General features: G+C 38.4%; 13 protein-coding genes. 1 reads left to right on the top strand and 12 read right to left on the bottom strand.

Translation table 11 applies throughout. From position 1 onward, the window contains the following. Positions 1–131: 131 nt before the first annotated feature. The 7 genes from HWQ44_RS14515 to HWQ44_RS14485 form a co-directional block, all read right to left on the bottom strand. Positions 132–671 carry a WcaF family extracellular polysaccharide biosynthesis acetyltransferase gene (locus tag HWQ44_RS14515; RefSeq protein WP_292719651.1) on the bottom strand — a complete coding sequence of 180 codons (540 nt, stop codon included), beginning with the start codon at positions 669–671 and terminating at the stop codon, positions 132–134. A gap of 232 nt (positions 672–903) precedes the next feature. Continuing rightward, positions 904–1,404 carry a YdcF family protein gene (locus HWQ44_RS14510; protein WP_292719649.1) on the bottom strand — a complete coding sequence of 167 codons (501 nt, stop codon included), beginning with the start codon at positions 1,402–1,404 and terminating at the stop codon, positions 904–906. A gap of 72 nt (positions 1,405–1,476) precedes the next feature. After that, positions 1,477–2,661, bottom strand: coding sequence for a glycosyltransferase (locus tag HWQ44_RS14505; RefSeq protein WP_292719647.1), 1,185 nt, complete (start codon positions 2,659–2,661; stop codon positions 1,477–1,479). Between the two features lie 34 nt (positions 2,662–2,695). Continuing rightward, positions 2,696–3,877 (bottom strand): glycosyltransferase family 4 protein, encoded by a 1,182-nt coding sequence (locus HWQ44_RS14500; protein ID WP_292719646.1) that lies wholly within the window; start codon positions 3,875–3,877, stop codon positions 2,696–2,698. Positions 3,878–3,898: 21 nt separating this feature from the next. Next, positions 3,899–5,218, bottom strand: coding sequence for an oligosaccharide repeat unit polymerase (locus tag HWQ44_RS14495; RefSeq protein WP_292719645.1), 1,320 nt, complete (start codon positions 5,216–5,218; stop codon positions 3,899–3,901). Continuing rightward, complete coding sequence (locus tag HWQ44_RS14490) at positions 5,205–6,443, bottom strand: glycosyltransferase family 4 protein (protein WP_292719644.1); 1,239 nt, start codon at positions 6,441–6,443, stop codon at positions 5,205–5,207. The genes HWQ44_RS14495 and HWQ44_RS14490 overlap by 14 nt, the downstream gene beginning before the upstream one ends. Before the next feature lie 39 nt (positions 6,444–6,482). Continuing rightward, positions 6,483–7,646, bottom strand: a complete 1,164-nt coding sequence (locus HWQ44_RS14485) for an acyltransferase (protein WP_292719641.1) — start codon at positions 7,644–7,646, stop codon at positions 6,483–6,485. Between the two features lie 675 nt (positions 7,647–8,321). Between HWQ44_RS14485 and HWQ44_RS14480 the strand changes: the two genes are divergently transcribed. Then, entirely contained in the window at positions 8,322–9,992 is a 1,671-nt protein-coding gene (locus HWQ44_RS14480; RefSeq protein ID WP_292719639.1) for a right-handed parallel beta-helix repeat-containing protein, read from the top strand. 52 nt (positions 9,993–10,044) lie between these two features. On the opposite strand, the gene HWQ44_RS14475 is transcribed toward HWQ44_RS14480, so the two are convergent. The 5 genes from HWQ44_RS14475 to HWQ44_RS14455 all read right to left on the bottom strand — a co-directional run bounded on the left by HWQ44_RS14475 (position 10,045) and on the right by HWQ44_RS14455 (position 15,202). Beyond that, positions 10,045–10,584 (bottom strand): DapH/DapD/GlmU-related protein, encoded by a 540-nt coding sequence (locus HWQ44_RS14475; protein WP_292719637.1) that lies wholly within the window; start codon positions 10,582–10,584, stop codon positions 10,045–10,047. A gap of 157 nt (positions 10,585–10,741) precedes the next feature. Further along, positions 10,742–11,890, bottom strand: a complete 1,149-nt coding sequence (locus tag HWQ44_RS14470) for a glycosyltransferase family 4 protein (RefSeq protein ID WP_292719635.1) — start codon at positions 11,888–11,890, stop codon at positions 10,742–10,744. Continuing rightward, the gene (locus tag HWQ44_RS14465) at positions 11,890–12,933 is read right to left on the bottom strand and encodes a glycosyltransferase (protein ID WP_292719633.1); all 1,044 of its coding nucleotides are present in this window, start codon (positions 12,931–12,933) and stop codon (positions 11,890–11,892) included. Before HWQ44_RS14465 ends, HWQ44_RS14470 begins: the two co-directional genes overlap by 1 nt. Further along, the gene (locus HWQ44_RS14460; protein ID WP_292719631.1) at positions 12,915–14,054 is read right to left on the bottom strand and encodes a hypothetical protein; all 1,140 of its coding nucleotides are present in this window, start codon (positions 14,052–14,054) and stop codon (positions 12,915–12,917) included. Before HWQ44_RS14460 ends, HWQ44_RS14465 begins: the two co-directional genes overlap by 19 nt. A gap of 131 nt (positions 14,055–14,185) precedes the next feature. Continuing rightward, complete coding sequence (locus HWQ44_RS14455; RefSeq protein WP_292719629.1) at positions 14,186–15,202, bottom strand: glycosyltransferase; 1,017 nt, start codon at positions 15,200–15,202, stop codon at positions 14,186–14,188. Positions 15,203–15,212 lie beyond the last annotated feature (10 nt).

Here is a 15,212-nt window from a genome sequence, read left to right as displayed (position 1 = left end):
GTCCGGTTAATTACTTATGATTACCGCATCCGTGCAAAAGTCAGGAAAACCTCTTTCTCCCTGCTCCCTGCCCCCTGCCCCCTGCGGTCTAAATGATAAGTCTTTACTCGAACATGATATGAGGGGACATATCAAAGCTTTCGTTGCTTGATAGGTTGAGCCGGATTCCCTGCATAAATGGTCATTGGCTCTAGTGATTTCCCAGTAACACCACCTAAAGTTAGTACTGCTCCTTGACCAACTGTGACTCCTGGCCCAATTACCGACTTGGCAGCAATCCAACTACTCTCTTGAATGTGAATTGGAGCATAAATCAATTTAAAATCGGGATGATTCCAGTCATGATTTCCAGTGCAGAGATAGACCCCTTGAGACAGACAAACATGACTTTCGATGGTGACAGGAGCAACGTTATCAATCCACGCACCTTCCCCAATCCAAACAAAATTACCAAGATTTAACCGCCAGGGAAACTTTACCCGGACTCCAGGTTTAATGCGGACACCTTGACCGATTTTAGCCCCAAAACTGCGGAGTATCCAAATTTTCAAAGCTGAAACTGGAAGCCAATAACTTTCAACTAAGGGCGACCCCACAAAATACCAAAGAAGTTGCTTCCAGTATGGTGCGCCTGGAGTATAGTTGCCAACAGTATATTGATCTAGACGCATATAGGAGGAAAAGTAGGTTGAACTAGGGACTGGAGATTGAGAAGATTTGAATGGGGATTCAGACCCCAACCAAATCGTAAAAAATTTCTTCCCCAACAAGCTTTAGCTAAAATTGGGAAATCTTGGGCGCGACCCGTTGAATTAGTTAAGGATTTAGATCCCAACAGATTAAACCACCAAAAAAGATAATTACGCGCGATTATTTCGCCAACAATTACGAATTAGTAATTAGTTAAAGGCTGACTCCCGTGTGACCTGTGATAATCCAAAGGAGAGAGCGAATAATATCGCGAATAATACGGAGGAGGGATTCTGAGTCAGTTTGCTTGGATGGTACGGAGATGGGAGTAAAAGTAATACCTTGGCTACCAAGGACGAAGGTGGCGATCGCTTTGGCTCTGGGCATGTGAAAATCTGAAGTAACTAGAAATAGATGTTGAAGTTGCCGTTGTTTAAAGTTAGCAATCAGAGAGGTAAAGTTAGTTACAGTATCGACAGCACCCATGTCAATATTTAATTTCGTCTTGGGAACATTCACATTTTGGAAAGTTTCAATGGTTTTCTGAGGATTTGGAGGAGAGGACACCCAGATTTCTAGGGATGGATACCATTGGACTAGTTCAGCAGTGAATTTTTCTCTAGCTGGATCGCCCCCTAAAATAAAGAAAGCTTGAGGTTGGGGTGCTTGGTTGATGGCGATCGCTAGACGCACAGGTATGATGCTCAATAGCACCAAAATAAGACTTAAACTTAGTAAACAGATAAAACGGTATACTTTCGCAAGTCTAGATTTTTTCACTTGAGTCTACCCTAGAAATTCCGGCAAAGGTTTTTTGTCAATCACAGATTTATAAACCTGAATTAACTTGTCAGCAGCACGATCCCAGGTATAGTTTTGGAAAATAAACTCACGGGCGCGATCGCCCATTTCTGTAGCCTGCTGAGGATTACTTAAGCACTCAATCAAAGCATTAGCAATAGCATTAACATTAATCTCAACAACATGAGCAGCTTCAGCCTTGGCAGCTTCCGGGAAATTGCAAGCAGTTGTAATTATACAGGGTAATCCTGAAGCCATGCCTTCTAAAATAGATATACTGAAACCTTCTGAGTAAGAAGGGGCAACATACAAATTAGCAGCAGCTAAAGCAGCATATTTTAATGCTCCACTTACCATACCAGTGAAGGTAACAGCATCTAGACAATCTGCCTGCAAAAAGTAGTTCTGAGCTTTGTCCATAAATCCGATATTATCTGGGCCTGCCACAACTAAATGTGTGTGAGGAAACTGATTATAAACTTTGGCAAAAGCAGGAGCTAGTAAATCTAGACCTTTTTTAGGGTCAATCCGACCAAGAAACAAAATCAGAGTTTTACCTCTAGTCTCTGGAAACTGCTGATAAAAAATTTCTGGATTCGAGAGCGGTTCAAATTCTTGGCGGCGAATTCCATTAGGAACAAAAACAGTATTCTGGAATTTGAGAGAATTGATATTGTTTAGTTCAAAACTAGACGTAGCTTGGATAGCATTAGAATTTTGGATGGCAGGATTTTCAAATACTTTATAATAAATTCTTTTTTTCCATGCTTTGTACGACAATGCCCAAGGTTCTAGCATCCCATGAGGAGTTACAATATATGGAATATGGAAATATTTACATATTGAGTGGGCAACTGAAATCATCGGGGCAAAAACTGTTTGACTATGCACTATATCGTAATTATTTACATTTTTAAATAACCAGCTAATCAAAGAGGGACTGATGATAAAATCATCTCGATACCAGCAATCGAAATACTGCACTCGATAACATTTTTGATTAATCCATTCATTCAGTGGTACGTCTAAATTCTTAGAGCCATTAGCATGTGTTGTCACCAGATCAACACTAACACCTAAACAACCAATTGCTTCTACTAGCTCTGTAACAATTTTAGATGTTCCACCATAAGTTGCTCCAATGTAAGGAGCAATAAATAAAATTTTCATAACTTAATCAATAGAAAATTTTTAATTTGAGATTTTATCTGGATATTATTGCTATATCAACAGCTTTTAAAAGACCCTCAGCAAACTTTTTAGGAGCATAATTCTCTACAATTTTTTGGCTGAAGTATCCCATTTTGCTTCTGGAGTCTGAATCCATTTGATGGATAGTTAACAAGGCACGAGTCATATCTTTCCCACTTTGTGGATCGAATAACAGACCATTTTTGCCATTCTCAACAAGTTCATACCCGGCTCCTACAGTGCGACTACATAGAACTGGCAACCCAGCGGCACATGCTTCGTTCAATACTAAGCCCCATTGCTCTTGCAACGCAGGATGTACAAAAGCATTAGCCAAGCCATACCAATCTCCAATTGCTTGGTAAGTAATAAAACCAGGCAAATGAACACAATCTGACAACTTTTGTTCAACAATCAAATTATGGATAGAAGATTCTTCTTCTCCACTACCACAAATTACCAGATCCCAAGCTTGTTCATGTCCAATCTGTTGGCGATAAGCAGCAAAGGCTTCTACAAGCCGAAATACGTTTTTGCGTTTGATTAAACGGGTGACAACAATAAAATAAGGTTTGGCTGGAATTTTTGTTTGTCTATGCCTAGCCTGAACAGGATCTAGTCTTGCTATCTCTGCGCGTTGGGTGAAATAGTCATTATCAACTGCATCGTAACCCAGAAAAATCCGCTCATAGGGCAAGCCTAACTTAATTAGATAGTCACGGTGTAGTTTACCACCCACAAGGGCAGCATTATATTTTTTGACATAAAGCCAAGATTTCAACTGCTCCTTCCACCACTGCCGCTTTTCGTCATCCCATTTACTCTCACTCATCACAATGCTGGGAACATTATGTTTTTGACACCAGGCAAGTGCAGCACGAGATATCGGAAATCCCCAACCAGGGATAGCAAGGATATCCGGTTGTAAAGTGTCTAAATAAGAGGGTAATAAAGATGCTGGGACAGTAGATTCTTGATTGCGAGGAATTGAGGAAGATGTTGTAGCTATTGGCAACAAAGTTTTTAGAGGAAATGTAATTTCTTGCTCTACATCACCCCAAGGATGTTCTTGAGTATTGTCTGTAATTTGAATTGCACTGAGTTTCCAGTCTTTTTGTTGACAGGCTGCGTAGGCAGCACGCAATCGTGCTGCGTGATAACCTCCAATATTGTAGAAAATCACAACTATATGCATAGCTATTAATATTTATAATTTTCAAACTGAGTTGTTCAAGTAAAAATGACATGTTGACAAATAACTCTGTCTAAAATATTTCCGTTTGATCCAGAGAAGTAAAAAACATGGCCAAAAAGCCATGCCAAACCAGGCATAAATTCCAGGTAAGTCTCCGCCACGTAAAAGGGGTATCAAACAGGCACATAAAATCGCTCTAACCAAAATGCTGGCAAAGGGATGGATTTTTGTACTATAACGGACTATAGAAGCAAAAATTTTGCCGTAAACAATTGAGAAAAAGATAATTCCTATAATTCCACCTTCTGCATAAAATGAACCTATTAATGATGGTGAAATTCCAAGAGTTCCTTTGCCTTTATTAGTAGTAATATTAAGTTTATTCATATAACCACCCACTGGCTTTTCTGGCCACAAAGCTCTCGGAATAGGACGCATCACAATTTCTAAATGCTCCATACCCCAAGAGTAATCTAAACGTTCAGGGTACACTTGCTGTATCATGACAAAACCATCAAGCATATTCGCATCTTCAGCACTAAATGCCCGTTCAAAGGCTGCCTGATTGACTGCATCTTCTGCTAAAGTTGTATTTCGCATCGCACCAGCCACCGCAAACATGCTAATAGCTAAGACAGCAATAATAGTGAAAAGAATCAGACGAGTTTTTGGTCGATAGGAAGACGACAAAACGATCGCACTTGCAAGCATCCATCCCAAAAATTGGAAGCGACTAGTAGGGCTAAATGTGTAATAAGATACACCAACCAGAATAGAAAAAGCCATGATTTTAGTGTGAAGTGAGGAAAACCCGCCAAATTTCCATACACAAAGGATTAAGGTAGCAATCCCTACTAAAACCATTGGAAACAAGTATAAGTAGCCACTAACATCAAAAGCTAAGGATTGTCCTGCTGCTAATTGTGCACCTATCCGAGCGCGAACGTACAAGACTACAGGTAAGCAAATTAAGCCAAAATTGATGACTTTAGGAGACAGCCACAGCAAAAAGGAGCGATCGCCAATAGGTTTAATAACTGGCAAAGATTGCTTCTGGCACAACATATAAGTTGCTATTAAGCAAATTTCCCCAAAGGCCATGTAATTTAAGGCAACGAGAGCTGCTTCTGTTGTGATTGAATTAAAGCCGCCTAAATTACCAAGGCTAACCCACTTCCCAAAGCCGCTGGTGACTGCCCAATATCGATAGGAGCTAATGTAAAATAGAAAACTCGTGATAAATAGCGGAACTTCGTCATTTCGCCACAGCATCCAAATCCCACTAAAAATGATTAATCCAATTTGGATGAAGGCTAAATCGGGAAATTCAAACAACAGCATAAGGTAGAGCTTGCAGAGATTGCTGTAATTGCGACAGGCTAAAACAAGAAGTGTCGGTAGATTTTTTAGCGAAGGCTTCTAATTGCCAAGGATTATTTAAGCAAAAATCGAGAGCTTGAGCGATCGCTTGCCCACTAACTTCGGATAAAATCAATCCGTTAACTTGATTTTTGATCACCTCACCACAAAATCTGGAAGTAATAATTGGCATTTTCCAAGCTTGAGCTTCTAATTGAGTCAGTCCAAAACCATCAGAAAGAGTCGGAAACAGCAAAACATCTGCCTGCTGATAGTACATAGCTGTAGCACTTCTAGAAACTGAACCAATCCACTGTAATTTACCATGAGATGCTTGGGGTATAGAAATGCCTTGAGAACCAACCATCCAGAATTCTATAGGCTGGTGATTCAGGAGTTCAGCAGCTTCTAGTATTGCAGCAAGACCTTTTCGTAAAATTACTTGTCCCAGAAACAACACCCGTAGGGGACGTTCATTTGAGAAAATAGGGGGGTAAGTTCGCACAAAATCATCCACTTGTTCAGGTGGTTGATATGCAAGGGGAATGATGTTAATTTTATGCTCAGGTATACCTACTTGCTGTAAGGCTTGACTTGACCACAGCGAGTTAACTACGATTCTGTCAGCTAACAAACATTCTTGATGCCATCTAGTCCAGTAGTTAGATGGTGCTGGTTGCCAGTTCGATTGATAAGTAGGATGTCTGGCGTGTTCTTCCATAACCAACTTTTCCTCCAATGACCCCGGATCGATTTGACCAAGGACAGTGCGCCAACCTTTAGTCTTGGCGTAGCGGAATAGTTTTAAAGCAGCGTAACTGTAGGCGAAAAACGTCGGGCGAGAATTGAGACTAGACAGATAGTCGTCAAGCTTGTGTAGTTCGCGGGTTGCATTTTCTTGGAACCAGTCATTGCGTGCAATGATCTGTTCCCATCCAGTCTTTTTTTGAATTTTTTGAGCTATTTCAAAGCCAATTAAAGAACCAGTAAAGGCGTGAACAGAGGCTGGGGCTAAATCTGCATGGAATCTTTCCCGTAGATTAGCTAACAAAGGTTTAGGTAGTCCATTTAGTATAGAATCGGGCGGAACCCATGCATCTGTAATGAAGTGCGCTAGTAGTCCAGCCTTGTGTAGCGATCGGGGAATGGCATAATGCTCACGCGCTCCTAGTTGACAACAAATCCAAGACGAAAAATTTTCAATCATACATAAAATACATTTTTTAAGTGATTACATCTTTAATAGTTAGTCGTTTATCTTCAATCTGGAGTGCAGAAAATAACGTTCACATAATAGGAATAAAATATGGCAAATCAATAAAGTAAATAATCCTCCCCCCAGGGCTAAGAATCCATGTGCTGGACGACCATCTAAAACTTCAAATGTCCAAGCACTAATAAATGTAAGAATAGGGAAATGACAAATATAAATAGTATAGGATTCTATGCCTATAATCTCGAAATATTTATGAACAGGATGTTGGCAAATTGATAACGGTAAACTCGTGATTAACAGAACTACACTAGAACCTAGTACAGCATAGACCAAAATTAGTAATGGCGATGCTAGAGTCAAGTGTGTAGCGAGAAAAGCTACTAATAACAATAATCCGCTAATCCAAATATTTGTTTTTGTAAATATAAGTTTTTTTTGAGATATAATTTCTGCGATTAATGCACCACTTAACCATATTGGATAATGAATTAGGACTTGAGTAGCAAAACTTGGCATGAAGAATAATTGTCCTAAAACTGCAACAATTACTCCTGTCCCATAAGCAGGCAATGCTCCGAAATAACGAAGTTTTAACCACAAAGGATAAAGTAGATAGTAGATAACTTCATAAGCCAGAGACCAAAGAGGGCCATTGCTACCAAAGTCTTTTCCCATGCTACTAGGTAACATGAATAGTGCAGGAAGAACAGAAGTAACAGAAAATTCCTTTCTGAGAAAATTTTGATCGAGTAAAATATCGCCAGTCAAAGAAGTATAAAGTATGGGATATAAAAAACGACCGACTAAATCTAAAATAGTTGTTAAAGCAAGAGCAAGTATGTAGGGAGGTACTAAGCGGTGGCAGCGACGATGGAAGAAATTTCTGATATTTAGCTGAGAAGTTTTACTTTGAGCTAACTGCTTAGATACCCTTAAATGAATAAAAAAACCACTAAGAACAAAGAAAATTATTACAGCTTCGTGCCCATATCGTAAGCTTGCAGAAGCGTAAACCAGAATCTCTGCATACCAAGAGTGGGGATATTGAGACCATCCAATATTGCCTATCCAGAGAAGCCAGCGACAATGTCCAGCTAATACATAAATAGCCAAAAAGCCACGTAAGGCATCAAGACTTCGGAGATTTAGAGATATGATCTGCTTTTGGAATTCTGGTTTTTGTAATTCTGTCATAGTAGTTTTTTGGAATTAGGGTAAAGCTCAGAACTCAAGCCACGACCGAATAATATACTTCCTTAAAAACTCCAGGTTTCAAAATAGATGGGGTTTAACTTAGTATTTGCAAAAAGCTTATTATTTCTAGAAATTAGTAAATTCTTATACTATCAGTGTGTACTAATGTAAATTTACCTAATTGATTTTGTAGAATTTTAAGTTTATGCTAAAGTTTTCAGTGAAATTCCTCTTATAAGAAAATTCCACACAGCATTATGATATTGAAGAATTGGTAAGTTTAGCAGGGTAATGAAGTAAAGGTATAAGATTTAATCTGCTAATTATCATGTATATTTAGTGTATTTTACTAAATATACCTAAATATATACAGCAGTTTTCAAGTAAGTGGGTTTTTTGTGCATTTTTAACAATTCATGTAGTTTTTTAGATAATTATGACTGGGGCATCCCACTTTTTTGAGTGGAGCCAAAGTACTGATTGTCAAACCATCCATTCTACAGAGATTAAGTTTTTATTTTACGTCTAGAGAATAAAAACTGGTATGCACCCATTCTGATTTGGTTAAGACATTTTTGAAAGTTGCTAATATAAAGTTGCATCATAAGACAGACTTAATTTGTCAACATGAAAATATAAAATTTATTTGTTTTGAAATTATTAGGAAGTTAAATAATGGATCGTCGTACTTTTTTAATCTATGCAGGTTTTGGATCGGCAGTAACTACACTAAATACACTACTGACTAATACATCATCAGGAGTAGCGCAGAAAAGCACAAATTACAATAAGATTTTACTTGCTCAAACACTACCAAATCTTTTTGTGAATGTTTATACATTTGGAAAACTTGTGAGTGGTAAGACTAACAAAGCTTATATCATTGCAGCTAATACAAAAATAATTCAAAAAGCCATTGATACTGTTGGCCAAAAAGGTGGAGGAACTATCTATATACCGAAGGGCTATTACCAAGTAGCGCCAGAAAATCTAACTGTTGATTCACCATCTTCAATTGTCATAAACTATGACAACATTACGTTACTTGGTGATGGTATTGGCAAGACTATTATTGAGAGTAGAGGTTCTTGGTCTTTGATAAAAGGACAAGTTGTCAGAGGCCATGGGATTATGATTAAAGGCACTGACAATTCGCTCTACCCAAGGAAAAACATTACAATCAAAAATCTAGAATTACAAGGTGGTACAACTGGATTCACTGGTGATAATTCATGGCCTGCTAACCCAAAAACTGGAGATGGGTGGGACATTACTCATAAAGGTATATGTTTAGATTTCGATAAGTATTTAGACAATATTACTATTAATTCTGTTTACGTACATGACTTTAGAGGAGAGGTAATTTACAATGGTGGACTCTGGCTTGGTAAACTTACCATATCAAATACAAAATTAGCAAATTCTAATGGTTCAATGCTAAGTGTAGATGCTAATCTAACTGTGACTAATTGTGAATTTATTAATACTGCAACTGCCTGGGTTGAAAATGCACCTATCTCACCAAACAAGTCTTATTATTTTGATAAATGTACCTTTAAAGATTCTATAGGTCATGGCTTAGTTATAGCGCAAGGTAAATTTCCATCAGGCCGGAAAGTAACAATTACTAACTGTAATTTTTATAACTCTCCTTCAGGTATTTGTCCTTTTGGTGGGGCAAGCAATTTCGTTGTGACAAAAAATAAATTCTTTGATGTGAAAAACGCTTTATTGACTAGTGGCGTAAATAAAAATATTCAATTCTATCAAAACGAAATATATGGGCAACAAAAACCAGTAAGCACGGCTTACCTTTTTGGCAAATTATCTAACGTAGTAATCAAAAATAATTACCATCAAGCGGCCACTAATGCTCCAAAAATTGCCTGTATTTTGTATTATGCAGATTTGGAAAATATAGTAATAGAAAATAATATTTTTAAAAATTGCCGTACGCCTGAGCAATCATCTGATCTTACTAATGAGCGTCCTCTATTCAGAAAGAATCAATATATCAACGTCGAAAGACGTAATGCTCAAGGAGCTTACATTTTATGGTGGGGACAAGAAACACCCTATATAGTTACTCCCAAGTGTGAAGAATTAGTGTTAAATAACGACACTAGCAGCGCAGTTACAACAGTAAGCATGAGTATTAGTCATTATGTTGACGGACAAGAAGTATTAGTGACCGGTGGAAGTATTAACAAAAAAGTAAAACTACCTAAAAATTCTGATACTATTCAATGCCAAAGCGACAGATTGCTGAGTGGGCAAGGTGAGAAAGTCAGGCTGAAATTTAAAAAATCTAGCCAGAAGTGGTATGAAATCTCTTACAGTAGCTGAATGCTCAGTTTATTATTATCAAACTAGCTGAGATTTTAGATGCCTAGACTTTTCAAAATAGCCACGGTTGGTAGTTTAAAGCGTAGTCTAAATCTGGCGATCGCTTCTTGATAAATCGGGCTGGATTACCAGCTACCACAGTATATGGTTCTATATCCTTTGTCACTACTGAACCAGCACCGACAACTGCTCCCTCGCCAATCGTCACTCCTGGTAGAATAATCGCTCTGTAAGCAATCCAGACGCGATCGCCAATGATCACATCCCCACCCTTGTCTGCAAATTCTGGTGAGTGGGGATCGTGCCCCAGTGTTAAAATTGAAGCTTCCGGGCCAATGGAGACATCACAGCCAGTCCGAATCTGGTAGTGGCGACCATCAAACAAGCAGCCGAAATTAATGACGTTGCGATCGCCCAAATAAATTTTTCTACCGTTGAGAAACTGACATCTCATTTGTACAGAAGTGCTTTGTCCCACCGCTGCTAAATAACTTTTTAGATAAGTCATGCGGATTTTACGGGATGGCAAGTTTCCAATCAGATGATTATAGCTGTAACTTAAAACGCTGCCAGCAAAAATTTTCAAGTTCAAGGGTGTATCAAATAAAGTGACTTAATTTCGGTATGCTGAAATAATAGTACAGTTAACAGTGGCATCTTCACCACCTTTAATGGTATAACCATGCTCACGCAACAAGGAAATTCGAGAATCACCTGTTATGTCAAATTCGTGTAAGTTCAGCAAGTAATTATGCTTTTCTTTTGAAAGAATTTAAAACTATTTGAGAATTTAAATGCCAAGAGTTTTCCAGTAAATATTTATCCCATTGAGGATTAGGAGGATTTTCTAATATTTTTTTAATCCCCTTTACAATTGCATTTACATTATCTGGTTCAACCCAAATCCCCAGATCATACTTCTGAATTACAGAGCGTAAAGAACCTTCACCAGATGAGGCAAGACAAGTTTGACGATAATTAGTAGCAGTATTCAAAACAGCACTGGCAGAATGAAAAATACTACTGTAAGTCAATATAGTAATATCGGTAGCTACGAAAAAGTTACCAATTTCTGTATCTGCAATAAATCGTATTTCCCAACGACATCGTTCTGCAACTCCTAATGTTTGGGCTAACTCTTGATAAAAAGCTACAGGTCGTTGTGCTGATGACTGTTCTTTACCTGCTACTAATAGGTATAAATCAGGAAAATTAACCATTGCCCGAATCACGAGATCGAGATTTTTGTTATCCCTGATATGTCCAAAAGCCAGCAGAACTTTAGTATCAAGTGGCAAGTCAAGACTGACTCGCATTTGTTGCCGCGACTTATTTGCATCAGCAAAGTGATATATTCCCTGAGGAATCACAGTTGTTTGTAGTTGAGGCATAGGTCGAACTGTATCCAGGTTAATAGATTCATGGACAAAGGCTTGGGAAAGAAACGAATAACCACAAGCGATCGACCAACGATGCCACCAACGAGGGCCAACAACAAAATCACGTACAGGATCATGTACGATAGCAGCAAAGACAACCCCTTTTTTTACTAGCCGCCTCAAGCGACCAGACCATAAAGGTGCTAAATATTCTACATAAGAACCAAGTACAACATATTGAAAATTATGTCTTTCAATAAAATTAGCTAATTGAGTAAAATTATTTAGAATTACGCTACTAGAATAAATTGTTTTTAAAAGTTTATGAGGTAGTGGTTGAGTCAAAGCTATTTCCTGCAAGATGGGAACAACTTTATATTTCTCTCCTCTACAGATTTGGTATTTAGGAGTAGTCAGTAAAATAACATCTATTCCCAAATCAACTAAAGCATTCGCTTGTTCATGGGCATAATCAGCAATACCACCATAACTAGCTGGCGAGTAGTAGAGAAGTTTCATCAGAGAACCGTTTTTAGTTTTACGCTATGAAGTCTTTGTCTGCATTCCTGGCAATGCTTAAATCCAGACAAAAACCCTTCCCAATATCCGACTACACTCCAAAATTTAGTCAGGTATTCAAAAACAAAAATCCGCAACCATATATCTGAGTCTTCGTATGCCTTAAAACGCCATATAGTTGGTGCTAATCGCAGTAATCTTAGTCCCACACTAACTAGAAAACCGATCAGAAAAAGTGACCCAATCCAAATTGGGAAAGCAAAAAGTAAACAGACTAAACCGATGAACAGTAGTAAAGGTTCCAGTAATAGCCTTCCACCTACCATAAGTCCATAATCTAACCAAATACCTGCCTCTCCACCACCACGAAAATTCCGGCGAGCTTCTTTACAAAAAGATTTCAATGTTACAGGACGCTCCCAGTAACAACGTGGGATGGGGGCAGAAGTCACGCAATTTGTTTTTTGATGTAACAGGAGAGCAAATACCATATCATCCCCTGCCAAGGTTAAATCTTCTGGATATCCACCAATTTTCTCCCATAAAGACTTGCGATAGGCAATTGAGCGTGAAGAAGCATGAGAGGTGGGATTGGCAATAAATTTTAGTCCCTTAAGTAAGGTATATTCAGACCTTGCCCAATTACTTTTTAGGTCTTCACGACGAACTTGCCAACTGCCCATTACTGCTTCTAGTTTACTATCCGCAAATAGGGGTTTAACTAAGTCTTCCAACCATTGATTTTCCCAAGTGCAACCAATGTCTGTAGAAACAATTATGTCGTATTTTGCTTTGGCGATCGCTAAATTTCGACCGCGAGCTACATTACAGCCAATTTCTTGAATGACACGCAGGGAGTAAGGTTGATTGGGTTTGTATTTTTGCAAAAATTCCCAAGTACCGTCTTTTGACCCACCATCTACAATCACAATTTCGTCAGGTAGATAAGTCTGTGCTTCCATTTGGATAAAGAAAGCAGCACATCCTTCCCGGTCATTTAATACAGTAGTGACAAGTGTAAACATTAATTTAACTGGCGACATACCTCTACCCATAGCTTCATATTACTAGCAACATTTTTGAAATAATTTTTTAAGGAATCATCCCAGAGAAACCCTTCCTGCTTTGCTGACCATTCCTCAATTCGCTCTGCTAATTCAACTGTTGCATCACTATAGTTTTGAGAAGGAGACAATGGACTTTCTAGTAAAGGCAACATGTCATCAATAACGACCATACCTGCTAACTCATTCCAAAGGTCTTTGTAGAGGTTATGAGGAGAGCGACGATGCTCAACAACGGGTGAGCCAACTTTGATACTATGACCCACTGCTTTGGCGCACTTTTGCACAAAGAAACCGCTAAATATATCACCAAAACGGTCTAGTTTCATGCCCCCAACAGGATGACCCATTTTGACGTAATAGTAAGCTGGGATAGCATCTCGAATAATCCCAGTGTTTTGAGTATTAATGGGCATTAAAGTATTTGGAGCCAGTAAATAATCACTGGTAAATTTTTCCTTGGCAATACAGCGAGTTACCAATCTAGTTGCAGCATCAACATCTGGATCACCAGACCAAAGACCTGCATTGATAGCAACAATTCCTGTAGAAATTTCGGCATTAATTTGGGAACAGGCAATATGACGACGTTGATAAGGAAAACCTCTGGCATAAACTGTTTCTCCACTTCCTAAAGAAGGACATTGAACCTCCATCATGGAACATAAATTGAACCAGTTGTTATGTCCTACAGCTGTCAGTAGAGAAGCTTCTTGACCGACCGCAGAATGTCCTGCTAAAAAAGACCAATCCTTTAGGGGATAATTATCGTCATCAATGGCAATAATTGTATGACAGCGATCGCGATAAGCCATCAGAAACCCGATATTACGACGATTATCAGTTTTCCAAGGAATTTCAGCAGCAAGTTTCGGGAAAGGCTTGAGAAACTCATTTTGCTCCTCTGGGCCGAAATAATACCAAGGTAGCCCCTGCTTTGTATACTTCTCCACCTGCTCTCTGCAACTAGCTGGCGTTGAGAGATCGCCCACTACGTAGAAATTGACTTTATCTAGAACACCATTGGTGAGTAAGTGGTCATAATACTCGTTGATGAACTCACCACCATAAATAGTAGTTACAACAATACCAAATTTCATAAAATATTTCCAAAAAAATTAAGTGGTTACTTTCGGTACTGTTCAGTAGATTGCCAGAAAATATTCTTCACGGCAAAACTACTCTCCTTGCAAAAACTTTTTAAACCTAATCTGTTAAAGCTTAATCTTTGTTAGCTAAGTACAGGCTCATACCCCATATCCCGAATAAGTTGATACTGAGATTCAGTAGGATAGGAAGTTTGATATGGATATAAGTACCGTGAACCAGTTACTCTACCGCGTAAACCTGCTTCAATACGCCTGTAGAAATTGAGTGTTCCATATATTGTTTTTCTGAGTGGAGAGTAATGAGAACGCTTGTTTATAGCTATATCCTGAGAAATATCTGGAATATTGCTCAAATATTTTAAGGATTGATATATTCCAGCTTCAAATACCAGCTTAGTAAGCGGGTCAATTGGGAGGGAATTTTCTTTTAATTGAACTTCGATGATACTTAAAAAATTATTCCAATCTATAATTCTATGATTTTGTGTTGTACCACTAGCAGTAATTTGTCCCATCGAATGCAAGCGATAAAGCACAAGACAGTCAGGAACAAATTGAAGTTTGGCATTGTGTAATAGCAAACGAAACAGAAACTCAGAATCTTCCGAAGGCATTAAGTCAGTTCTGTAAGCACCGACTCGCTTGATAAATGAATGTCTCAGCATACAGGCTTGAAAAACAATATTCCAAGTTTGTAAAAACCAGATCATAGGGTTTTTGCTAAGAGGTAACTGTCTCTGTTGTAATACATGATTTTCAAAACGAATCTGTTGAGGGTCTATGTAAACTTTAGCCCAAGGACTGTAAGCTATATCAGCGCTAGATGCTTCCAATGCCTTGACTTGACACTCAATTTTATTCAAAGAACATAGATCATCACTATCAAAAAATTGTATATAATCTCCAGTTGCAACCTTTAATCCTGCATTCCGAGCTGCTCCTGGCCCTTGATTTTTTTGGCAAATTAAAGTTATTTTTGAACCGAAAGAGCGAATAATTTCTACTGAATTATCTGTTGAACCGTCATCCACAACAATAACTTCTGTTGGCTTGAGCGTCTGGGAAAATATATTCTCAAGTGTTATTCTAATCAGATCGGCTCGATTGTAGTTAGGAATGATAACCGAGACTTTGGACATGTTGATTGCT

It is taken from the genome of Nostoc sp. JL34, from assembly GCF_017114945.1.
Taxonomy (GTDB): domain Bacteria; phylum Cyanobacteriota; class Cyanobacteriia; order Cyanobacteriales; family Nostocaceae; genus Nostoc.
The sequence above is the reverse complement of the archived record's forward strand: the minus strand, read 5'-3'. Positions and strand labels throughout refer to the sequence as shown.